We start from the raw sequence: 21380 nt of genomic DNA, 5'->3' as shown, positions 1-21380 counted from the left end.
GAGGCCTCGCCCTCAGGGGCCGCTGCCTGTTCGGGATCGCTGTCCGCGTCCACATTGGACACGGCTTCGCCCTGGGCGTCGGCGTTTTCGCCGCCACCGCCACCACCGCGCCGCCGCCGACGACGACGACGGCGCTTTTTGGTGGGCGCATCGCCGTCCTGCTGTTCGGGTGCGGGTGCGTCGGATGTCTGTGCCTCGGCGGCCTCGACCTCTTCGATGGGGGCATCATCCACCTCGGCCATGACGGCTGTGTCGGACGAAATGACCGCTGTCTCAACCTCGGCCACAACGCGGCTGGCGGTCTTGAACTTTTCCAAAGCGAAATCGGGCGACACCATATGCGGGTCCCCTTCGACGCGCACGGACAGGCCGTAACGGGCCTCGATCTGGGCCACATGTTCGCGCTTCTGGTTCATCAGGAAGTTGGAAATCGCAATCGGCGCTTTGACCAGAACCTCTTTGGACCGGCCCCGCACGCCCTCTTCTTCCAGCTGACGCAGGATGCCCAGCGCCACGTTGTCGTCAGACCGCAACAGACCGGTGCCATGACAATGCGAACACATCTGTGTCGTGGATTCGAGCATCCCAGGACGCAGACGCTGACGCGACATTTCCATCAGGCCAAAGCCGGAAATCCGGCCCACCTGAATGCGCGCGCGGTCGGTCTTGAGCTTTTCTTTCATCCGCTTTTCAACGGCTGCGTTGTTGCGACGTTCATCCATGTCGATGAAGTCGATGACGATCAGACCGGCCAGATCGCGCAGACGCAACTGGCGGGCGACCTCATCGGCGGCCTCAAGGTTGGTCTTGGTCGCCGTCTGTTCGATCGAACCTTCTTTCGTGGCCCGGCCAGAGTTCACGTCGATGGCCACCAGCGCCTCGGTCACGCCGATCACGATGTAGCCGCCAGAGGGCAGCTGCACGGTCGGGTTGAACATGCCACCCAGATAGCTTTCGACCTGATGACGCGCATAAAGGGGCATCGGATCGGTGTAGCGTTTCACGTTCTTGCCGTGGGACGGCATGATCATCTTCATGAAATCCTTGGCGGTCCGGTAACCGGTTTCGCCCTCAACGATGACCTCGTCGATCTCTTTGGAATAAAGATCACGGATCGACCGTTTGATCAGGTTGCCCTCTTCGTAGATTTGGGCAGGGGCGATGGATTTCAGCGTCAGTTCGCGGATTTGTTCCCACAGACGTTGCAGATATTCGTAATCGCGTTTGATTTCGGTCTTGGTGCGCTGGCTGCCTGCGGTGCGGATGATCAGGCCTGCGCCTTCGGGCACATCCATCTCACCCGCAATCGCCTTGAGCTTCTTGCGGTCGGCAGCGTTGGTGATCTTGCGGGAGATGCCACCACCGCGTGCGGTGTTGGGCATCAGCACACAATAGCGACCGGCCAGGCTGAGGTACGTGGTCAGGGCCGCACCCTTGTTGCCGCGTTCTTCCTTGACGACCTGGATCAGCAGGATCTGACGGACCTTGATAACTTCCTGGATTTTGTAGCGCTTGGGACGGGGTTTGCGCACGGGGCGCACGTCTTCGGTTTCGTCCTCATCCGCAACGGATTCGATGCTGTCATCCTTGTCGGAGGCGTCGCCGCCTTCCGCCTCGCCGTCATCATCGTCGCTGTCATCGCTGTCGGCCTCGGGCGTGTCGACAGGCGTGTCCGCCACGGTCTCCATCGGGGAAGACCCCTCCTCGACCGGTGTGTCTGCGCCGTCGAGGTCGATGGTTTCCATGCCCGCGATATCGCCGGAGGTTTCTTCCTCAGGCGTCTCGACAGGGTCAGCCGTGGTGACAGCATCCTGCGCTTCAACCTCAGCCGCCTTGGGCTTGCGGCGCCGGCGGGAGCGTTTGGGCTTTTCGGCCTCGGCCTCGGCTTCGGCGCGCATGGCCTCGGCGTAGGCTTTTTCTTCGGCGATCAGCGCCTCACGGTCGGCGACCGGGATCTGGTAGTAATCGGGGTGGATTTCGTTGAACGCAAGGAAACCATGACGGTTGCCGCCATAGTCCACAAACGCCGCCTGAAGCGACGGTTCGACCCGTGTTACTTTTGCTAGATAGATGTTGCCAGCAAGCTGCCGGCGGGATTGTGTTTCAAAGTCGAATTCCTCGACCTTGTTTCCGTCAACCACCACGACGCGGGTTTCTTCCGCGTGGGTGGCGTCGATAAGCATTTTCTTAGCCATTGGTTCCGTTCGCACAACGCAAAATACCGCACCCCTGGGGGTCCGGCCGAATCTGCATCATGTCCAAAATTGGCGATGGCCGCAGCAGTGACAGCCCGAACAAATCTGTTCGAAACGCTGGGTGTTATCTGTGCCGCGCACGTCATCGCGTTTGCTCTCCGACGTCACAAGAGTGCCGCCCGTTCAAGGCCCAGAGGGATGGACGAGACCTGTCATAAAGCCTCAGCACACGCCCAAAGGGCTGTTCATCTGACCCGCCCCAAGGGGCTGTGGTCACATTCGTCGGTCTGAATGCGGGGCGGCCGTTTCGAAAAAATGCCGCATCCTGTCACATTCAGAAAATCTCACCGGTCCTTTGGCGTTCCATTACGTCAACGGGCCGTCCTTCCTACATAGGTGACAAAGTGGGCGCATTACAATGTGAAAGTGCGACCGTAGATCACCCCGGCGGTCGGGTTCTGTGAATTTTCAGTGAATTGTTCCGCGCATGTGCATTTCTTACGCAGTCGCGGGCGCGCCGGGCAGATCTATTCCCAATGCGGTCACTGCCCCTTCCAGGTCGGTGGCCCTGCGTTGCCCCAACGCGGGCATCGGCACATCGGGGCGCAGATCTGGGATCTGTGTTGTCACACAGCCTGCAGCGACAGCCGCTTGTGTGCCAAGGTCGCTGTCTTCGAAGGCCGCGCAGCGGGTGGGGTCAACGCCCAGCGCGCGGGCCGCTTGCAGATAGGGTGCAGGATCGGGTTTGTTGGCCGATACCTCATCCCCGCCCACGATAATTTCAAAATGGTCCAGAAGCCCCGCGCTGCGCAAATGGTCCAACGCCGGTGCGCGCTTGGTCGAGGTCACGACCGCCATGCGGTGCCCTGAGGCGGCCAGCGCAGGAATAACCTGCCCTACAGTGGGCCGCAACGGAACGGGACCCTGCCGCTGTGCGGCGTTGGCCGCGCGCCATGTCTGATCGAACGCCGCCACATCCACGCCGTCGGGCAAAAACTCTGCCAGTCGTTGCGTGGTTTTCTGGACGGAGGTCCCCACCAGCGTCAGAAAGAACGCGCGCACCTCCCCCTCGTCCAGCCCCAAGGGGCGCGACACGGTGACCAATGCCTCCATAAACAGCCGTTCCGTGTCGAGCAGAAGCCCGTCCATGTCGAACAGCAACGCCTCAAACGGGCGCGGGGAACCGTCAGCCAAGGTAATCGGATCGTTGCAGGCCGTATTTGGCCATCTTTTCGTTCAACGTCCGGCGCGGCAGGCACAGCTCATCCATGACGTTGACGATGCTGCCTTTATGGCGGCGCATGGTGTTGTCGATCAGCATCCGTTCGAACGCCTCGACGAATTCCTTCAGCGGTTTGCCTTCGGTCGTCATGGCAGGTTGTGCCTCGTCCTCTTCGGTCATCAACAGCGACGCGATAGACCCCGACCCGCGCCGGTTCTGCAGCACGGCCCGTTCGGCCACATTGTAAAGCTGACGCACGTTGCCCGGCCACGGGGCCTGCAACAGCTGTGCGGCCTCCTGCGCGCTGACCTCGGGCGCGTCGCAGCCGTATTCATCGGCAAACTGTTCGCCCAGACGGGTGAACAACGTCAGGATGTCCTCACCGCGGGACCGCAGGGGCGGCACAGTAATGCGCAACGCGGCAAGACGGTAGAACAGATCAGAGCGCAACACGCTTTCGCAGGTCTTGCCCTCGTCCTGCAGATTGCAGATCGCGATGATCCGCGTCTCCGCCGGCGTGCCCTGTTCGTTGATCGCCGTCAGAAGACGCGATTGTGTGGTGGTGCTCAGCGCCTCGATATCTTCCAGAACCAGCGTGCCGCCCCGCGCCTCTTCCATGGCCGGAATCGGATCGTCCTGTTCGGCGGGACCAAACAGACGTTTGGCCAGCGCGTCCTCCTCATAGGCGGCGCAGGAAATCAGGACGAACTTTTTGCTCGCCCGCGCCCCGACAGCATGCAGGGCATGAGCGACCAGCGTCTTTCCGGTCCCTGTCTCCCCTTCAATCAGAACATGGCCGTCCGCCTGCCCCAAATCCAGAATATCCTCTTTCAGGCGTTCCATGACGGGCGATGCGCCGATCAGCTTTTTCATCAAAGCCCCGCCATCCGACAGCTCCCGCCGCAGTTCGCGATTGTCCAGCGTCAGCCGCCGCGCCGTCGTGGCCTTTTTGGCCAGTTCGGTCATGCGGTCCGGGTTGAACGGCTTTTCGAGGAAATCAAAGGCGCCGATCCGCATTGCCTCAACCGCCATGGGCACATCGCCGTGACCGGTGATCATGATGACAGGCAAGGACGAATCCACGCCTTTCAGCTTCTTGAGAAACTGCATCCCGTCCATGCCCGGCATCTTGATATCGCTGACGACAATGCCGGGATAATCGGACCCCACGCCCTTGAGCGCGTCTTCGGCACTGGCGAAGGTTTCCGTGTCATACCCAGACAAAGCCAACCACTGGCTGATCGACTGACGCATGTCCTGTTCGTCGTCGACGATGGCGATTTTCATGGCTTGGGCCATTGGGACTTACTCCGCTGCTTCTATGTCTGTGCCTAAGATAGGCAGTTCTACCTCAAAAACAGCCCCACCCTTGATTGCGTTGCGCGCGGTGAGGCGTCCGCCAAAGTCGGACACGATGCCGGATGAGATAGCAAGCCCCAGCCCCGTGCCGTCGCCGGGCTGTTTGGTGGTATAAAAGGGTTCGAACAATTCATCGAGGTCCTCGATCCCCGTGCCGTTGTCGCGCACGGACAGACGCACCACATCGCCCTGTGCCAACAGAATTTCGATATTGGGTTCGGCGGTGGTTTTCGTGGCATCGACGGCATTGCGCAGAAGGTTGATGATGACCTGTTCGAGCCGCATCCGGTCGGCGTAAATCATCACCGGATGGTCGGGCAAAATCCGGCTGATGGCCACCTGCCGCTGGCGCAACTGGGGTTCCATCATGGCAAGGCCGGACAGCACCGCGTCCTTTACATCAACGGGTTGCAGGGCATCGCCACCCTTGCGGGCGTAGGATTTCAGCTGCTTCGTGATGGCCCCCATCCTCTCGATCAAACTGTCGATCCGTTGGACGGCCACAACAGCCTCATCGGGCCGGTCGCGACTGATCAGCAACCGTGCACCGGCCAGATAGGTTTTCATGGCCGCCAGCGGCTGGTTCAATTCATGGCTGACAGCGGCCGACATCTCACCCAAGGCGGCAAGTTTTGAGGTTTGGGCGACCGTCTGTTCAGCCACCTCAAGGTCCTTTTCGACCTTTTCGCGTTCGGCAATTTCCCGCTGCAGGCGGACGTTCAACTGGCGAAGCTCTGCCGATTCCCGCTGAAACATGCGCGCAGCCAGGTTCGATCTGCGCGACAGCGACCAGAACAGACCGGCCAGCAAAATCGCAAATCCCATGATCTCGAGCGCCAGAATGGCATTCACCCGTTCGCGGACCGACTGGAAGGTGGTGAAACTGACCACGCGCCAGCCCTGAAACGGCACACGGACCTCTTGGCGCATAACTCCGTCGCCGCGCAGATAGGCGTCAATGGGCAGTGCCATCCAGTCGGGCGTGGATCGCAAGGCGCGTTCAATCGCTGTCTGCGGCTCCTGCAGGGCCACCGCCTCTTCCTCCATCCGGCCGCGCCAGCGCGGCTCGGTGGACAGGATCGCCGTGCCGGTGCTGTCGAGGACCATGACCGCATCGGCAATCCCCGCCCAGGACCGTTCCAGCTTGGCCAGATCAACGCCCACAGACACCACACCGATTGTCAGACCGCTGTCCTCAACCCGGCGCGAATAGGTGAAGGAATACCCGCCCTCGGCCCTCTCATCGACGGTGAAGGTGGTGATGTTGGACCGCAGGGCATCCACAAACGACTTTTGGTTGCGCTGGTTTTCCCCCAACCGTTCGCGATTGGTGGCGGCCACGATGCGCCCCTCGGTGTCCATCAGAACCAGCGACGCGGCCCCGATTTCATCTACAAAGGACAACAGCCGCGCGGTGGATTGGGTGTAATCCTGCGAATTCAGCGCCCCGATCAGGGCAGGGTCCCGGGCCAACAGCTGCGGCACAATGGAATTGCGCTGTAACTCACTGAGAAGGTTGGCCGAATAAAGCGCCAGCCGCACCTCGGCCGCGCCGCGTGTGCGTTCGGTAAACCGTTCCGTCAACAGCCGGTTGGAAAAGACGACAACACCGCAGGCCACAATGACCAGCGCCAACACGATCAACCGCGTCGACCAGACCGGAGACATCCGGCGCGTTCTCATGATTTCCCCCAAGACATGGCGCAATCTTACAGACAGCGCCCTGCCGCGTCCATCACGCCCCTCAGGCGGAGGCAAGTTGCCCGATCAAACCGGCAAAAAGGCGCTGACCATCGGTGTTGCCATGGGCGTCCTCGAACGCGCGTTCGGGATGGGGCATCATGCCCAGCACCCGGCGGTTTTCGGACAGAATGCCCGCAATATCGGCGCGGCTGCCGTTGGGATTGTCGGTGTAGCTGAACGCCACGCGGTCATCCCCTTTGAGACGGGCAATCACCTCATCATCGGCAAAATAATTGCCGTCATGGTGGGCAATCGGCACGCCGATTTCCGTGCCCGCATTGTAGCCCTCGGTAAAGGCGGAATTCGATGTCTCAACCTTCAGACCGACGGTGCGGCAGATGTATTTCAGACCCGCATTGCGCAGCAACGCGCCGGGCAGCAGGCCCGTTTCGGTCAGCACCTGAAACCCGTTGCACACGCCCAGAACATAGCCGCCGCGCACCGCGTGATCGACAACGGCCTGACAAATCGGGGAATTCGCCGCAATCGCCCCGCAGCGCAAATAATCCCCGAACGAAAACCCGCCCGGGATCGCCACCAGATCAACGCCCTCGGGCAGCTTGGCATCCTTGTGCCAGACCACGCTCACATCCGCGCCGGACTTTTCCAGCGCCACGGCCATATCACGGTCGCAGTTGGACCCGGGAAACTGGACGACGGCGGCCTTCATAGCATTTCGATCCGGTAGCTTTCGATTACCGTGTTCGCCAGCAGCTTTTCGCACATGGCGCCCACCTGCTCCTCGGTGGCGCCGTCTGCCAGGTCCAATTCGATCACCTTGCCTTGGCGCACGCCCTCGACCCCGTCGAAGCCCAAAGCGCCCAGCGCGTGTTTCACGGCGGCCCCCTGTGGGTCCAACACGCCATCCTTCAACATCACATGCACGCGGGCTTTCATCGCTTCGGTCCTTTATTCATCTGGCCAGAAAAACTCAAATTCGCTCCGGCGGCCTAGTTGATCAACGTGGGCTTTGGCCCCGGCGTCGTGTTCTTGGGCAGAACGCCCAGACGGCGCGCCACTTCTGTATAGGCATCCGCCAGATCGCCAAGATCGCGGCGGAACACGTCCTTGTCCAGCTTGCGGTCCGTCTCGATGTCCCACAGGCGGCAGCTGTCGGGGCTGATCTCATCGGCCACGATCAACCGCATGAAATCGTTGTCCCAGATGCGGCCAATTTCAATCTTGAAATCCACCAGCTTGATGCCGACACCGTGCATCACACCGGCCATAAAATCATTGACCCGCAGCGCCAGCGCCACGATGTCGTCCATGTCCTGCTGGGTCGCCCAGCCGAATGCGATGATGTATTCTTCGGGCACCAGCGGATCGCCCAGACTGTCGTCCTTGTAGGAAAATTCCACGATGGGACGGGGCAGCGGCGTGCCTTCTTCCAGACCCAGACGTTTCGCCATGGTACCGGCGGCAAAGTTGCGCACGATGACCTCAAGCGGGATAATCTCAACCTGCCGGATCAGCTGTTCACGCATGTTCAGCCGCTTGATAAAGTGCGTGGGCACCCCGATGCGCTGCAATCCGGTCATGAAGAATTCGGACAGACGGTTGTTCAGCACACCCTTGCCGTCGATCACGTCTTTTTTCTCGGCGTTGAACGCGGTGGCGTCGTCTTTGAAATACTGCACCAACGTGCCGGGCTCTGGCCCTTCGTACAGAATTTTCGCCTTGCCTTCATAGACCAGTTTGCGACGTGCCATGCTGTCTCCTGCCGGAACACCTAACATCGGCCGTCAGCAGCCTTGGGTCCCCTTGCGCGCCTCATAATCCATGCCCCCCTTGCGGGCAAGCGCTAGGGTGGGCATATCTGGACCAAATGACCCGGAACACCCCGGAAGACCTTAGGGAGCCTAAAATGTCATCATTCGACGACCGCGCCGATGCGTTTGAAAACAAATTCGCCCACGATGCAGAAATGCAATTCAAAGCTGAGGCCCGCCGCAACAAGCTGTTGGGCCTATGGGCCGCTGGCCTGTTGGGCAAAAGCGACGATGAGGCCGCAGCCTACGCCAAAGAGGTCGTCAAAGCCGATTTCGAAGAAGCAGGCCACGAAGACGTCTATCGCAAGCTGGCCGGCGATCTGGGCGACAAAGCCGATGAGGCCACGATTCGCGCCAAGATCACCGAACTGATGGCTGAGGCCAAGGCGCAGCTTCTCGACGAAGCGTAAGCGATCAGTCACACTGCAAAAGGCCAGCCTGTCACTGTGACGGGCTGGCCTTTTTCGTTTGGGCCTCTGCCTCAGTATCTTCATGAAGATTTTTCATTTGAGGATCGCGCGCGCGCGTGCGAACCGCTGGGCACCCCAAACCGGAGCCGCCCCCATGTCCAATGCCCTGTCCGATCTTCTGTCCACCCGCGATTGGCTGCTGGCCGATGGGGCCACGGGCACGACGTTGTTCAACATGGGGCTGCAATCGGGCGACGCGCCGGAGTTCTGGAACTTTGAACACCGCGACCGGATCACGGCCCTCTATCAGGGCGCGGTCGATGCCGGATCGGATATTTTTCTCACCAACACCTTTGGCGGCAACGCGTCGCGGCTGAAACTCCATGGCGGCGAAAAACAGGTGCATGAGATCAACAAGGTCGCCGCAGAAATCGGACGCGAGGTGGCCGATAAGGCGGGGCGCACGGTCGTCGTCGCAGGCTCCGTCGGGCCCACGGGCGATATCATGGTGCCCATGGGCTCGCTCACCCATGAAAGCGCGGTTGAAATGTTCCACGAACAGGCCGAGGGCCTGAAAGCGGGCGGTGCCGATGTGTTGTGGGTTGAAACCATCTCTGCCGCCGAAGAATTCAAAGCCGCCGCCGAGGCCTTCGCCTTGGCCGATATGCCATGGTGCGGCACCATGAGCTTCGACACCGCAGGGCGCACGATGATGGGCCTGACGTCTGCCGAACTGGTCAAACTGGTGGGCAAATTGCCCAACCCGCCTGTGGCCTTCGGGGCCAACTGCGGCGTGGGCGCGTCTGATTTGTTGCGCACGGTCAATGGCTTCACCGCCGCCGGACCGGCGCAGCCGATCATCGCCAAGGGCAATGCGGGCATTCCCAAATACGTCGACGGCCACATCCACTACGATGGCACGCCAGACCTGATGGCCGACTACGCGTGTCTTGCACGCGACAGCGGGGCCACGATCATCGGCGGCTGCTGCGGCACCACACCGGACCACCTGCGGGCCATGCGTGCGGCTTTGGAAACACGGCCCACATCTGACGCGCCCAGCCTTGAAGCGATCGCCGAAGCCTTGGGCGGCTTTTCCTCCGTCTCGGACGGGACAGACGGTGCGGGGCCTGTGCGCGCCGCCCGCCGCGGACGCCGCCGCGCCTGAGGGGTTTCGGTTTCATGGGGACGGGCCTAGGCTGGCCCCGACCCAACCGAAAGGCCGATGTTATGACCGCCCCCAAAGCCACGCTGAACTACGTCGAAGTGACCTCCCCCAAACCGGACGACACCCGCGCCTTCATGGATGCGGCCTTTGGCTGGACGTTTGTGGACTTTGGCCCTGACTACACCGACATCCAAGGGGCCGGTTGTGGTGGCGGCATTGAACGGGGCGATCTGCGCGCGCCCTTGCCCGTGATCGAAACCGACGATCTGGACGCCATGTACGCCCGCGTCAAAGACGCAGGCGCCACGATCACGGTTGAACCCTTTGATTTCCCCGGCGGACGCCGGTTTCAGTTCCGCGAACCGGGCGGCACCGAAATGGCGGTCTGGATCACGACCTAGAACAGCGCCAGCTGATCGCCGCGCGCAAAGGGCGGCTGGAACAGATCAGTCCGTAGCGCGGGCAACCTGTCGGCCAGCCCAAGGCGGTCCCGCGCAATCCGCATCCGCGCGCGCATCTGGTTGGCCCAGATGCCCTGCCCCGTCATCCGCGTGCCGAACTTCGCCTCATAGAGCGCACCGCCATGCAATTCGCGCACACGGTTCAGGATGCGATTGGCGCGGTCGGGGAAATGTGTGTGCACCCATTCCTCAAAAAGCGGGGCCACCTCAGCCGGAAGCCGCAACATGATGGCCGAAGCCGCCTGCGCGCCTGCGTCTTTGGCGGCGGCCAAAATCCCCTCCAACTCATGATCGGTCAGCGCGGGCACCATGGGCGATGCCGCGACCTTCACCGGAATGCCCGCCTCCGCCAGCCGTTCAATGGTCTTCAAACGCCGCGCAGGCGACGGCACACGGGGTTCCATCAGGCGTGACACTTTCGGGTCCAGCGTGGTCACGGAAATGCCCACCGACACCAGCCCGTCCGCCGCCAAGTCCTTCAAAATATCAATGTCGCGCTCGATCAACGACCCCTTGGTCACAATCCCCACCGGATGCCGGAAATCACGCAGGACCTTGAGGAGGCCACGCATAATTTCATACTCTTTCTCAATAGGTTGATACGGGTCCGTATAGGTCCCGATGGCCAAAGTCGCAGGGACGTAGCTGCGTTTGCGAAGCTCCGCATCAAGAACCTCGGGCGCTTTGGGGCGCGCCACCAGACGGCTTTCGAAATCCTGCCCCGGTGACAGCCCCAGCCAAGCATGACCGGGCCGCGCAAAGCAATAGATGCAGCCGTGCTCACACCCCCTGTAGGGGTTCACACTGCGATCAAACGGCACATCGGGTGAGGTATTGCGCGAAATCACCGTGCGCGGGACCTCCACCGCGACCTGCGTCCGCAAAGGTGCCTCCTCAGGGGCCTCCCAGCCGTCATCGACCTGCACCCGCACGTAGGGTTCAAACCGGCCCACCGCGTTGCTGACCGCCCCACGCCCCCGCGCCTCACCCCGTTTCAGATTCGTCATCTCTGTCATATGACCACTATAGAACAAAAGAAGAACACATGAAGTGTCTTCACGACAATCCCGCAAAGTATTCATTTGCATACGGGTCGCCCGTGCGGCACCACTGGTCGCAATCGGTCCAGACCGCAGCCGCCAATCGGTTGCAAATGACTGTATTACATAGGAGTTCCACCCATGTCCGATGAAGAAGACGACATCATCCTGTCCGAATTGAACGACGACGATCTCGTCGCCCAGATGTTCGACGACCTCTATGACGGTCTGAAAGAAGAGATCGAGGAAGGCGTGAACATCCTCCTCGAACGTGGCTGGCAACCCTACGACATCCTCACGAAGGCGCTTGTGGGCGGTATGACCATCGTGGGCCATGACTTCCGCGACGGGATTTTGTTCGTGCCGGAGGTCCTTCTGGCCGCCAACGCCATGAAGGGCGGGATGTTTATCCTCAAGCCGCTTCTGGCCGAAACCGGCGCGCCACGGGTCGGCAAAATGGTCATCGGCACCGTCAAGGGCGACATTCACGACATCGGCAAGAACCTTGTGTCGATGATGATGGAAGGCGCAGGCTTTGAGGTGGTGGATCTGGGCATCAACAACCCGGTCGAAAACTACATGACCGCGTTGAAAGACGAACAGCCCGATATTCTGGGCATGTCCGCCCTGCTGACCACCACAATGCCCTACATGAAAGTCGTGATCGACACGATGATCGAAGAAGGCGTGCGCGATGATTACACCGTGCTGGTGGGTGGCGCGCCGCTGAACGAAGAATTCGGTAAGGCCATCGGCGCCGACGCCTATTGCCGCGATGCGGCCGTGGCCGTTGAAACCGCCAAAACCTTTATGGCCCGCAAACACAATCAGGGTGCGACAGCCTAAAGCCCGCGAACAGCTTTACCTGACGCGCCCCGTGGTTTCACCCTGCGGGGCGCGTTTCGTTTGAAAGGACCAGATCATGTTTACACTTTTTGCCGCCAAAGGCACCGTCGCCGTGGCCGCCCACATCGCACTTGAGGAAACCGGCCTGCCCTATACCCTCAACTGGATCAGCTTTGCCGACGGCGACCAGCGCAAGCCTGAATATCTGGCGATCAATCCCAAGGGCCGCGTCCCTGCCCTTGTGACAGATGAGGGCGTGATCACCGAAACACCCGCGATCCTTGAATTCATCGCCGAAGCTGCGGGCCAGCTGATGCCTAAAGATCCCTTCGCACGCGCGAAAACCCGCGAAATGCTCAGCTATTGCGCCTCCACCTTCCACGTGAATCACGCCCACAAACTGCGCGGCAGCCGCTGGGCCGATCTTGAGGCGTCCCACGCCGATATGACAGCCAAGTCCACCCAGACCATGGCCGACAGCTGCGCCTATATCGAAGACCAGTTGACCGGCGGTTGGGTGACCGAGGCGTATTCGATCGCAGACATCCACCTCTATACCATTTGCCGCTGGCTGAAGGGGGATGGCGTGGACATCGCAGAGTTTCCCAAACTGAACTTCCATTTCAGCCAGATGCAGGCGCGCCCCGCTGTCGCCCGCGTCAGCGATGCCCATGGATGACGCAACCCTGACGACCAAGGGCCTCGCGCCTCAGGGCACCGGACGCATCTTGCTGCTGGCCTGCGGGGCCCTGGCGCGTGAAATCCTTGATCTGATCAAGCTGAACGGCTGGTCCCATATGGATTTGCACTGCCTGCCTGCGATCCTGCATGTGCACCCCGACAAAATCCCCGATGCGGTGGAGCAGGCCGTCCTGAAACACCGCGCGAGCTACGAAGACATCTTTGTGGTCTATGCCGATTGCGGCACCGGTGGCCTGCTGCATCAGACCTGCGACAGACTTGGCGTGCAGATGGTGGACGGGCCGCACTGCTATTCCTTCTTCGAAGGCAACGCGGCCTTCGCCGCCAAGGACGAAGTGACCTGTTTCTACCTCACAGATTTCCTTGTCCGGCAGTTCAACGCCTTCGTCATCAAACCCTTAGGCCTGGATAGGCACCCGGAGCTTCGCGATATGTATTTCGGAAATTACACCACCCTGATCTATCAGGCCCAAACGCAAGACGAGGCGCTCACAGCCCTCGCCCGTCAACACGCAAAAACCTTGGGCCTGAGGTTTGAACACCGCTTTACGGGCTACGGTGATCTGGCCACCGCATTGGCCGCGCGGGCGTAACGCCCCCCTTCATCTGGCCAAAAAAACTCAAACCGAACGGGTCGGCGGGCGGGCGCTTTTGGCGCAGCCAAACAGACCCGCTACGCCGTCACAGACCGGATACGGTCGATCATGGCGCGCAAACCGTTGGACCTTTGTGCCGACAAGTGGTCATTCAGCCCCAGCCGCTCCAGTTCCGCACGCGCATCCACCGCCTGAACCTCGGCCACGGTCAGCCCGCTATAAAGCGCGCGCAAAATGGCGATCAGGCCGCTGACGATCATGGCGTCGCTGGCCCCCTTGAAGGTAAACACCCCGTCGTCAACTGATGGCACCAGCCAGACCTGCGATGCACAGCCGTCAACTTTGGTGGCGGGCACCTTGAACGCATCGTCCAACGGCTCCATCTCGCGGCCCATGTCGATCACATGGGCGTAGCGGTCTTCCCAGTCATCCAGAAATTCAAACGTCTCTGCGATCTCTTCAAATGCGGCTGTGGCCATGGTCTAACCTCTTATCCTGACATCGCATCTAGGCCCGCGCTGCCCAAACGTCCAGTGCCCGCTTTTCACGACGCAAAACATCCGCTAGGTCTGGTGCACCATCGCGAAACGAGGCCCCCAATGATGCGCGCAACCCTTATCGGCACAGCCCTCCTGATGACCCTGACGGGCTGCACGCAAATCGCGAACAGCCGGTTCAATCCGCTCAACTGGTTTGGGGCCAGCACAGCAGCCCCTGTCGCTGCCGCCGCCACGACAAGTGATGTCCGCCCCCTTGTGCCCCAAAATCGCACACCGGTGGTGATCGACAACCGGCCCCTCGTCACAAGCATTTCGGCCCTGACCGTTGAACGGACAACAACCGGCGCCATCGTCCGCGCCAGTGGTGTGGCCCCGACGCAAGGATTCTTTAACGCGGAACTTGTACCCCAAGGCATCACCGACGGCGTTTTGACGCTGGCGTTCCGCGCTCAGGCCCCTGCCGGCTTTGACGCGCAGGGATCGGCCCTGTCGCGCACAATCCACGCGGCCTATATCATGGACCGTGCGGAACTTGCGGCTGTACGGTCTGTCCGCGTCGAAGCGGCGACCAATGCCCGCGTCACGCGCCGCTAAAGTTCGAAGGTTATTACCTTTTCGCCCTTGACGGCCAAACCGATCTCACCGTTGCAAAGACGAAGGGCATCCGCGCCGAAAACCTCCTTGCGCCATCCGCGCAGGGCCTGAACATCGCGCAAGCCGCCTGCGATGGCATCCAGATCGGCACTGGTGGCAATCAGCTTTTGCGCCACCCCCTCGGTGTCGGCCTTCGACTTGGCCAGCACCCGCAGCATGTCCGCCAATGCGGGGTTCACCTGCAACTTTTCGCGGCTGTTCTCGACCCGTGGCATATCCTCGGGTTTGACGGCCTGACCGGCCTTCACAGCTGCCAGTATCCCGTCCGCGATCTCACCCTTGCGCGCCTCGCGTAACAGCAGCCGCGACCGACCCAAATCCTTTTCGGACTGCGGTTTGGTCGATGCGATCTCAACCAAAGCATCGTCCTTGAACACACGGTTGCGCGGGATGTTGCGGGTCTGGGCCAGATCCTCACGGAACCGCGCCAATTCACGCACGATGGCCAGAAACTTGCCGGACGACGTGCGTGTTTTCACGCGCTTCCACGCGTTGTCAGGGTCCACCTGATAGGTCGCAGGATCGTTGAGAACGGCCATTTCCTCGGCCACCCATTTCTTGCGACCGGATTTGTCCAATTCGGCAGACAAATACTCATAGATCACGCGCAAATGGGTCACATCCGCCAGCGCATAGGACTTTTGCGCATCCGTCAGCGGGCGGCGCGACCAGTCCGTAAAGCGTGAGGATTTATCGACGCTCTCTTTCGCAATCTTGCGCACCAGTGCTTCGTATCCGGCCTGTTCTCCAAACCCGCAGACCATCGCGGCCACTTGCGTATCAAACAGCGGCGCGGGGATAACGCCCCGATCAACAAAGAAAATTTCAAGGTCCTGTCGCGCCGCGTGAAAAACCTTGACCACACCTGCGTCTTCAAACAAATCGTACAGCGGCGTCAGGTCAAGGCCCTCCACCAGCGGATCGACCAGCACGGCATCATCGGCGCCATCGCCTGCATAGGCCAGCTGGATCAGGCACAGTTTCGAATAATAGGTCCGTTCGCGCAGGAATTCCGTATCGACGGTGACGTATGGGTGTTTGGCGGCCTCGGTACAAAAAGCAACAAGATCCTGTGTCGTCGTAATCGTCTTCATTCGGTGCCTTATTCTTTTCGTTTTTGTGGGGCTGCCCTGTTTGGTCACTCAACCTTAGGGCATTGCCCCCGCCTTGGGAAGGAAGATAGGCGTGCGGTCGCCGGCCGCGAACCGACGCAGAACCGCCGGATAAAGCTGGTGTTCCATCGGCAAAAGCCGCGCGGCCAGATCATCCGGCGTATCACCGCGTTGAATGGCGATCCGTGCCTGACCCAGAACAGGGCCATCATCCAGATCGGCCGTGACCTCATGCACGGTGCAGCCGTGCTCGGCGTCCCCTGCTTCAAGCGCGCGGGCGTGGGTGTGCAGGCCCTTGTATTTTGGCAAAAGCGACGGGTGGATATTAAGCATCCGGCCCGCATAGTGCGCCGTAAACCCGCCCGTCAGAATACGCATGAAGCCTGCAAGGCAGATGATATCGGGCTGGTATTCTTCAAGCGTCGCATGAAGAACAGCCTCGAAGGCATTGCGATCTTTGTTAAATTCCCGATGATCAACAACCGCCGTCGGAATACCGAGGTCTGCGGCTTTAGCCAAGCCGCCTGCGTTCGGATCATTGGCGATCACCACCACAGGCCGCGCCGGATGGTCAGTTGTCATGCTTTCGGCCAGCTTCACCATATTCGATCCGCCACCCGATATCAGAATGGCGACCCGTTTCATGCAAAGTCCCGTGTGTAGCGGACGCCCTCACCGGCGGTGACCTCCCCCATCACACAGACCGTGTGGCCTGCTGCATCAAAAATCGACCCGATCGCCTGCGCCTGATCGCGGGCGACCACAGCGACCATGCCGATGCCGCAGTTGAACGTCTTCAGCATTTCGGATTGCGCCAGACCGGCCTCCTCCATCAGCCACTTGAACACCGGCGGCATAGGCCACGCGTTCAATTCGATGTCCGCGCCAAGCCCCTCGGGCAGAACGCGGGGCAGGTTTTCAGTCAATCCGCCGCCCGTGATATGGGCCAAGGCGTGCACGCCGTCTGTTTCTTTCAACGCACTTACGCAACCTTTGACATAAAGCGTGGTTGGCGCCAGCAGCGCCTCCCCCAAGGTCCCGTCGCTGAAGGGCGACGCATCGCCCCAGCCCAGACCGGAGTTTTCGACAACCTTGCGGACCAGAGAATAGCCATTGGAATGCACACCGTTGGACCCAAGACCAATCAGGATATCGCCTTCGACAACACCGCGCGGAATATCCGTTCCACGCTCCATCGCGCCCACGCTAAAGCCTGCCAAATCAAAATCGCCCTCGGGGTACATGCCGGGCATTTCCGCAGTCTCACCGCCAATCAGCGCGCAGCCTGACAATTCACACCCTTTGGCGATGCCATTGATGATGCGGGTCGCCGGATCCAGTTCCAACTTGCCAGTTGCGAAATAGTCGAGGAAAAACAAAGGTTCCGCCCCCTGACAGACCAGATCGTTGACGCACATGGCCACCAGATCAATGCCCACGCCGTCAACGTTTCCGGTATCAATGGCAATCCGCAGCTTGGTGCCGACGCCGTCCGTGGCCCCCACAAGGATCGGGTCGTTGTACCCTGCCCCCTTAAGGTCGAACATCGCGCCAAAGCCGCCAAGGCCGGACATCACACCGGGCCGCGCTGTGCGCTTGGCCGCAGGTTTGATCCGTTCAACCAGCGTATTGCCCGCGTCGATATCGACGCCCGCATCTGCATATGTCAGTCCGTTCTTGCCCGCCTGCGTCATGTCGCGCCCCCTCGTGGTGGAATTGCCCCTGCCGATAGCCGTTTTACCCCGCCGCGGCAACCGTTCCGGTTGACCGATCCGGCCTTGGACGGCAGTGTTTTTTCATGGATGCATTGATCAGCTACTTGCGCGACTTCGTCAGCCTCGATCAGGTTTTGTCACCGGCGTACCTGCTGTCGTTTGTGGCCGTGGGCTATGTGATCTTCAGATGGCGCGGACACGAAGGCGGACAGGAAGGCGGATTTTGGTCGTTTTTGTTCCCACGCCGCATCTGGTCAAGCGCATCCGTGCGCACGGATCTGTGGCTCTTCTTGATCGGGCAGCTGATGATCCTGTTCAAGGTCGGGGCGCGGTTTGGCGCGACACCTTTGGTGGCGGCCTGGGTCGTGGCCAACGGGCCGGGACCGGTGCTTGAGGGCGTGACCGTCTCACCGGTGCTGATGGCGCTCATCTTGCTGATGATCACAGATCTGTCGCTCTATTGGGTGCATCGCGCCTACCACACCGTCAAAACAATCTGGCCGCTGCACGCCGTCCACCATTCGGCCGCCGTTTTGACACCGCTGACGGCCTACCGCCAACATCCGGTGGGCAATCTGGTCTCGCTGGCGTTCAATTCCTTACTGATCGGAACGATGTACGGGCTGGTGATTGGCAGTCTGACCGATGATGTGACCTTTGCCACGATCGCGGGCGCCAATGCGTTCATTGTGGTCCTGAACCTTGTGGTGACGAACTTTCACCATTCCCACATCTGGATCAGCTTCGGTCCGATCCTTGAACGCATCCTCATTTCGCCCGCGCAGCATCAGGTTCACCATTCGACGAACCCCGTCCATTTCAACAGAAACTTCGGCCAGACGCTGGCGATCTGGGACTGGATGTTCGGCACCCTTTACATCACCCGCAAGGATGAGGTCGTGTCCTTCGGGCTTGAGGGAGAGGCCGACGCGCCGCTGATGACACAGCGCATCGGCCCTGTTCTGATCGACCCATTGCGCCGGATGCTTCGTCCGGCGCAATAGGTCACCAGTTTAGAACTTCATGATGATATCATCGTCATTCGCGTCCTGCGGCGCGGGGGCCGTGGCACGGGATGTGGAGCCGCCACGGGCCTGATTGATGGCCCAGATGCCGCCAATGACCAGCAGAATCAAAAGCGCGCCCTCACCGCCGCCCGAGGATGCCTCGGGTTCAACAGGCGCAATCACAGTCACGCCGGCAGACGCCGCGCTGGCCATGACAGTCGCAGCCAAAGTAGCAAAAATCTTCATTTCAAATTCCCCTCTGTCTCAGTATGCCTCAAGCTTATCACCGAACCGGAAGTGGACAATAATTTTATCGACCGCTTGACCACCGCCGCCCCTCTGGTACGACACACACAGGCGGGCCTGTAGCTCAATTGGTTAGAGCAGAGCGCTCATAACGCTTTGGTTGCGGGTTCAAGTCCTGCCGGGCCTACCACCGCCCCCCGTCCCCGATATGACCTACCGCGCAAGGACGATCTCTGCCTTAAGCCCACCCAGATCGTCGCTGTCGCCCAGACGCAGGCTGCCCCCGTGGACGCGGGCAATGTCCGACACAATCGCAAGGCCAAGCCCGACACCGGACCCGCGATCCTGATTGCGTGCGGGATCAAGGCGGCTAAACGGGCGCACGGCCTCCTCGCGCTGATCTGCGGGAATGCCGGGGCCATCGTCCTCGACCCCGAACACCAGCGCCTTGGGGCTGAGCGTGACGCTCAACCGCGCCTCACCGCCGTAGCGCAGTGCATTTCCGATCAGGTTCTCTATGGCACGGCGGATCGCCAGGGGACGCAGCATCACACTGGGGTCCGCCCCGTCGGTGATGATCTCCCCCATTTCGACCGATTGCCCCATCCGTTTGGCATCGACCAGCACCGTGCGTGCAAGGGCCACAGGATCAACAGGTTCCGCATCCCCCTCCGCATCCCCGCGTGCGAAATCGAGGAAAGCGTCCAACAGGTGCTGCATGTCGTCCACATCGCGAATCAAAGGGGCCACATCGTCGCCCTCCAGCATGCCAAGCCCCAACCGCAGACGCGTCAAAGGCGTGCGCAAGTCGTGACTGACCCCCGACAGCATCATCGTGCGGGTCTGGGTCTGGCGTTCAATCCGGTTGCGCATATCCAGAAACGCATGGCCCGCCGACCGGACCTCATTCGCGCCTGAAGGATGATACGGCACCACACGTCCGCGACCGTATTCCGCCGCAGCCGCCGCCAACCGTTTGATCGGTCGCAACTGGTTGCGCAGAAAACTGTAGGCGATCAGCGTCATAAATCCGCCCAGAACGACCATCCAGACCAGCAACTGGTGGGGGTTGGACGCCGACACCCGCGAGCGCCGGAATTCGACAGACATGGGGCCGTGCACCGTGTCGAACCACAGCACCGCAAGGCTGTCTTCGGGCAACATCACGGGGCCGATTTCTGCGATGCCGGTTTTCAGCGTCCGGTCCACCACGATCCCCGAAAAATCATACCAGCGCCGCATACCCGCCTGTGGTACAGGCCCGTCCGGCAAGGTCATCTTCAGCTGAAGCGGCGTGGCAATGGCATCACCGGCGGCCTGCGCGTCCTCAACCGTGTCCGCCGCGTTTACTGCATCCAGCAACAGCCGCAGATCAAGAACCATGGTCCGGGTCATCTGTTCGGTCACGCCTTCGAAATGGCGCTGGATAAAGACCACCGAAATCGCCAGCTGAAGTGTGATCACTGGCAAGATCAGGATCAGCGCGGCACGGCCATACAAGGACCGTGGCATATATCGTTTGAGCCAGCCGAAAGACATGCGATACCCCTTTTGCGAACGCTAGCCGCAAATCGACCCCAAGGGAACGCGCGATCCATGGCAAAACCTCCTCAGATCGGGGATCCCCGAAAGCTGGCCGATGGCCTGACCTGTCTGCTGGCCCCCAATCCGTCTCCAATGACCTTCTGGGGGACAAATACCTATCTTCTGGGCCATGACCGCCTTGCTGTCATTGACCCCGGCCCGGACGATCCCGCGCATCTGGCCGCCGTGATGGATGCCATCGGGGGCAGACCGGTCAGCCACATCCTTGTGACACACAGCCATCTGGATCACTCGCCACTGGCACGGCCCCTCGCACGTGCGACCGGCGCGCCGGTCCTCGCCTTCGGGGACAGCGCTGCGGGGCGCTCCACCATCATGACAGACCTGGCCCGCGCCGGTGATCTTGGAGGCGGCGAAGGGATTGACCACGCGTTCGCCCCGGATGTCTGTCTGGCCGACGGGGAGGTCATAACAGGCAAGGACTGGACCCTGCGCGCCCTGCACACCCCCGGCCATCTTGGAAATCACATGTGTTTCTTGTGGAACGACCGTGCCTTTACAGGCGATCTGGTGATGGGCTGGGCCACATCGCTGGTGTCCCCCCCTGACGGGGATCTGACCGATTTCATGGCGTCCTGCACGCGCCTGTCAGACACCGGCGCGCGTCAGGGCTACGCCGGACACGGTGCCCCGATCCCCGATCTGCAAGGCCGGATCGCAGCCCTGGTCACCCACCGCCGCCAGCGCGAGGCACAGATCCTTGATCAGTTGGCCAAGGGCGCACAATCAGCCCGCGACATCACCAAAGCCATCTACACAGACGTGGCCGCAGCCCTGCTGCCCATGGCAGAACGCAATGTTCTGGCCCATCTGATCGACCTCACCAGCCGCCAGATCGCAGCCCCGTCCGGTCCCTTGTCCGGCGCCTCAAAATTCACACTGAAATAGACGAAAAAAGTGCGAAAACCCACTGGACGCCCCGATATCCCGTGGCTATACGGTGCGAGGTTTTCCGGCGTAGCTCAGCGGTAGAGCAGTTGACTGTTAATCAATTGGTCGTAGGTTCGATCCCTACCGCCGGAGCCAA

At 60.9% G+C, this 21380-nt stretch carries 23 protein-coding genes and 2 tRNA genes; 11 read left to right on the top strand and 14 right to left on the bottom strand.

Annotated elements, in window-relative coordinates; genetic code table 11:
* From QZ653_RS09625 to purC, 7 genes are all read right to left on the bottom strand, one after another.
* The coding region (locus QZ653_RS09625; RefSeq protein ID WP_296419843.1) for an Rne/Rng family ribonuclease at positions 1 to 2195 on the bottom strand (2195 nt) is incomplete at its 3' end.
* Positions 2196 to 2693: 498 nt separating this feature from the next.
* Positions 2694 to 3389: an HAD family hydrolase gene (locus QZ653_RS09620; protein ID WP_296419842.1), complete on the bottom strand. Its 696-nt coding sequence runs from the start codon at positions 3387 to 3389 to the stop codon at positions 2694 to 2696.
* A complete protein-coding gene (locus QZ653_RS09615; RefSeq protein ID WP_296419841.1) occupies positions 3382 to 4716 on the bottom strand; it encodes a sigma-54-dependent transcriptional regulator in 1335 nt (444 codons plus the stop codon). Before QZ653_RS09615 ends, QZ653_RS09620 begins: the two co-directional genes overlap by 8 nt.
* 6 nt (positions 4717 to 4722) lie before the next feature.
* Positions 4723 to 6459, bottom strand: a complete 1737-nt coding sequence (locus QZ653_RS09610; RefSeq protein ID WP_296419840.1) for an ATP-binding protein — start codon at positions 6457 to 6459, stop codon at positions 4723 to 4725.
* Positions 6460 to 6520: 61 nt separating this feature from the next.
* Positions 6521 to 7189: a phosphoribosylformylglycinamidine synthase subunit PurQ gene (gene purQ, locus QZ653_RS09605; protein WP_296419839.1), complete on the bottom strand. Its 669-nt coding sequence runs from the start codon at positions 7187 to 7189 to the stop codon at positions 6521 to 6523.
* A complete protein-coding gene (gene purS, locus QZ653_RS09600) occupies positions 7186 to 7416 on the bottom strand; it encodes a phosphoribosylformylglycinamidine synthase subunit PurS (protein WP_296419838.1) in 231 nt (76 codons plus the stop codon). The genes purQ and purS overlap by 4 nt, the downstream gene beginning before the upstream one ends.
* Positions 7417 to 7469: 53 nt before the next feature.
* Entirely contained in the window at positions 7470 to 8231 is a 762-nt protein-coding gene (purC, locus tag QZ653_RS09595; RefSeq protein ID WP_296419837.1) for a phosphoribosylaminoimidazolesuccinocarboxamide synthase, read from the bottom strand.
* Between the two features lie 155 nt (positions 8232 to 8386).
* Between purC and QZ653_RS09590 the strand changes: the two genes are divergently transcribed.
* From QZ653_RS09590 to QZ653_RS09580, 3 genes are all read left to right on the top strand, one after another.
* Positions 8387 to 8701 carry a DUF1476 domain-containing protein gene (locus QZ653_RS09590; protein WP_296419836.1) on the top strand — a complete coding sequence of 105 codons (315 nt, stop codon included), beginning with the start codon at positions 8387 to 8389 and terminating at the stop codon, positions 8699 to 8701.
* A 154-nt stretch (positions 8702 to 8855) separates the two neighbouring features.
* Entirely contained in the window at positions 8856 to 9869 is a 1014-nt protein-coding gene (bmt, locus tag QZ653_RS09585) for a betaine--homocysteine S-methyltransferase (RefSeq protein WP_296419835.1), read from the top strand.
* A 62-nt stretch (positions 9870 to 9931) separates the two neighbouring features.
* The gene (locus QZ653_RS09580; RefSeq protein WP_296419834.1) at positions 9932 to 10270 is read left to right on the top strand and encodes a VOC family protein; all 339 of its coding nucleotides are present in this window, start codon (positions 9932 to 9934) and stop codon (positions 10268 to 10270) included.
* Here QZ653_RS09580 and QZ653_RS09575 read toward each other — a convergent pair.
* Positions 10267 to 11346, bottom strand: coding sequence for a PA0069 family radical SAM protein (locus QZ653_RS09575; RefSeq protein WP_296419833.1), 1080 nt, complete (start codon positions 11344 to 11346; stop codon positions 10267 to 10269). The genes QZ653_RS09580 and QZ653_RS09575 overlap by 4 nt on opposite strands.
* Before the next feature lie 165 nt (positions 11347 to 11511).
* Between QZ653_RS09575 and QZ653_RS09570 the strand changes: the two genes are divergently transcribed.
* The 3 genes from QZ653_RS09570 (at position 11512) to QZ653_RS09560 (ending at position 13511) form a co-directional block, all read left to right on the top strand.
* Positions 11512 to 12216: a corrinoid protein gene (locus QZ653_RS09570; protein ID WP_296419832.1), complete on the top strand. Its 705-nt coding sequence runs from the start codon at positions 11512 to 11514 to the stop codon at positions 12214 to 12216.
* 76 nt (positions 12217 to 12292) lie between these two features.
* On the top strand, positions 12293 to 12895 hold the full coding sequence (locus tag QZ653_RS09565) for a glutathione S-transferase family protein (protein WP_296419831.1): 603 nt from the start codon (positions 12293 to 12295) through the stop codon (positions 12893 to 12895).
* Positions 12888 to 13511 carry a DUF1638 domain-containing protein gene (locus QZ653_RS09560; RefSeq protein WP_296419830.1) on the top strand — a complete coding sequence of 208 codons (624 nt, stop codon included), beginning with the start codon at positions 12888 to 12890 and terminating at the stop codon, positions 13509 to 13511. Before QZ653_RS09565 ends, QZ653_RS09560 begins: the two co-directional genes overlap by 8 nt.
* Before the next feature lie 80 nt (positions 13512 to 13591).
* Here the strand turns inward: QZ653_RS09560 and QZ653_RS09555 are convergent, their stop codons facing one another.
* Positions 13592 to 13993 carry a SufE family protein gene (locus tag QZ653_RS09555; RefSeq protein WP_296419829.1) on the bottom strand — a complete coding sequence of 134 codons (402 nt, stop codon included), beginning with the start codon at positions 13991 to 13993 and terminating at the stop codon, positions 13592 to 13594.
* A gap of 120 nt (positions 13994 to 14113) precedes the next feature.
* Between QZ653_RS09555 and QZ653_RS09550 the strand changes: the two genes are divergently transcribed.
* Positions 14114 to 14608 (top strand): hypothetical protein, encoded by a 495-nt coding sequence (locus QZ653_RS09550; protein ID WP_296419828.1) that lies wholly within the window; start codon positions 14114 to 14116, stop codon positions 14606 to 14608.
* Here QZ653_RS09550 and rnd read toward each other — a convergent pair.
* The 3 genes from rnd to purM are packed head-to-tail and all read right to left on the bottom strand — an operon-like array spanning position 14605 to position 17474.
* Complete coding sequence (gene rnd / locus QZ653_RS09545) at positions 14605 to 15762, bottom strand: ribonuclease D (protein WP_296419827.1); 1158 nt, start codon at positions 15760 to 15762, stop codon at positions 14605 to 14607. The genes QZ653_RS09550 and rnd overlap by 4 nt on opposite strands.
* 54 nt (positions 15763 to 15816) lie before the next feature.
* Entirely contained in the window at positions 15817 to 16425 is a 609-nt protein-coding gene (gene purN / locus QZ653_RS09540) for a phosphoribosylglycinamide formyltransferase (RefSeq protein WP_296419826.1), read from the bottom strand.
* Complete coding sequence (purM, locus tag QZ653_RS09535; RefSeq protein ID WP_296419825.1) at positions 16422 to 17474, bottom strand: phosphoribosylformylglycinamidine cyclo-ligase; 1053 nt, start codon at positions 17472 to 17474, stop codon at positions 16422 to 16424. The genes purN and purM overlap by 4 nt, the downstream gene beginning before the upstream one ends.
* Positions 17475 to 17578: 104 nt before the next feature.
* Between purM and QZ653_RS09530 the strand changes: the two genes are divergently transcribed.
* Positions 17579 to 18499, top strand: coding sequence for a sterol desaturase family protein (locus QZ653_RS09530; RefSeq protein ID WP_296419824.1), 921 nt, complete (start codon positions 17579 to 17581; stop codon positions 18497 to 18499).
* Positions 18500 to 18508: 9 nt separating this feature from the next.
* Here QZ653_RS09530 and QZ653_RS09525 read toward each other — a convergent pair whose 3' ends face one another.
* A complete protein-coding gene (locus tag QZ653_RS09525) occupies positions 18509 to 18748 on the bottom strand; it encodes a hypothetical protein (RefSeq protein WP_296419823.1) in 240 nt (79 codons plus the stop codon).
* Between the two features lie 113 nt (positions 18749 to 18861).
* On the opposite strand from QZ653_RS09525, the gene QZ653_RS09520 reads away from it, so the two are divergent.
* Positions 18862 to 18938 (top strand) — tRNA-Ile (locus QZ653_RS09520).
* 23 nt (positions 18939 to 18961) lie between these two features.
* Here QZ653_RS09520 and QZ653_RS09515 read toward each other — a convergent pair.
* Positions 18962 to 20287: an ATP-binding protein gene (locus QZ653_RS09515; RefSeq protein ID WP_296419822.1), complete on the bottom strand. Its 1326-nt coding sequence runs from the start codon at positions 20285 to 20287 to the stop codon at positions 18962 to 18964.
* A gap of 57 nt (positions 20288 to 20344) precedes the next feature.
* Between QZ653_RS09515 and QZ653_RS09510 the strand changes: the two genes are divergently transcribed.
* Positions 20345 to 21241: an MBL fold metallo-hydrolase gene (locus QZ653_RS09510; RefSeq protein WP_296419821.1), complete on the top strand. Its 897-nt coding sequence runs from the start codon at positions 20345 to 20347 to the stop codon at positions 21239 to 21241.
* A gap of 63 nt (positions 21242 to 21304) precedes the next feature.
* A tRNA-Asn gene (locus tag QZ653_RS09505) sits at positions 21305 to 21379 on the top strand.
* Position 21380 lies beyond the last annotated feature (1 nt).

Source organism: Pseudooctadecabacter sp., from assembly GCF_020627745.1.
Lineage (GTDB): Bacteria > Pseudomonadota > Alphaproteobacteria > Rhodobacterales > Rhodobacteraceae > Octadecabacter.
This window is presented reverse-complemented; position numbering and strand designations above follow the sequence as displayed.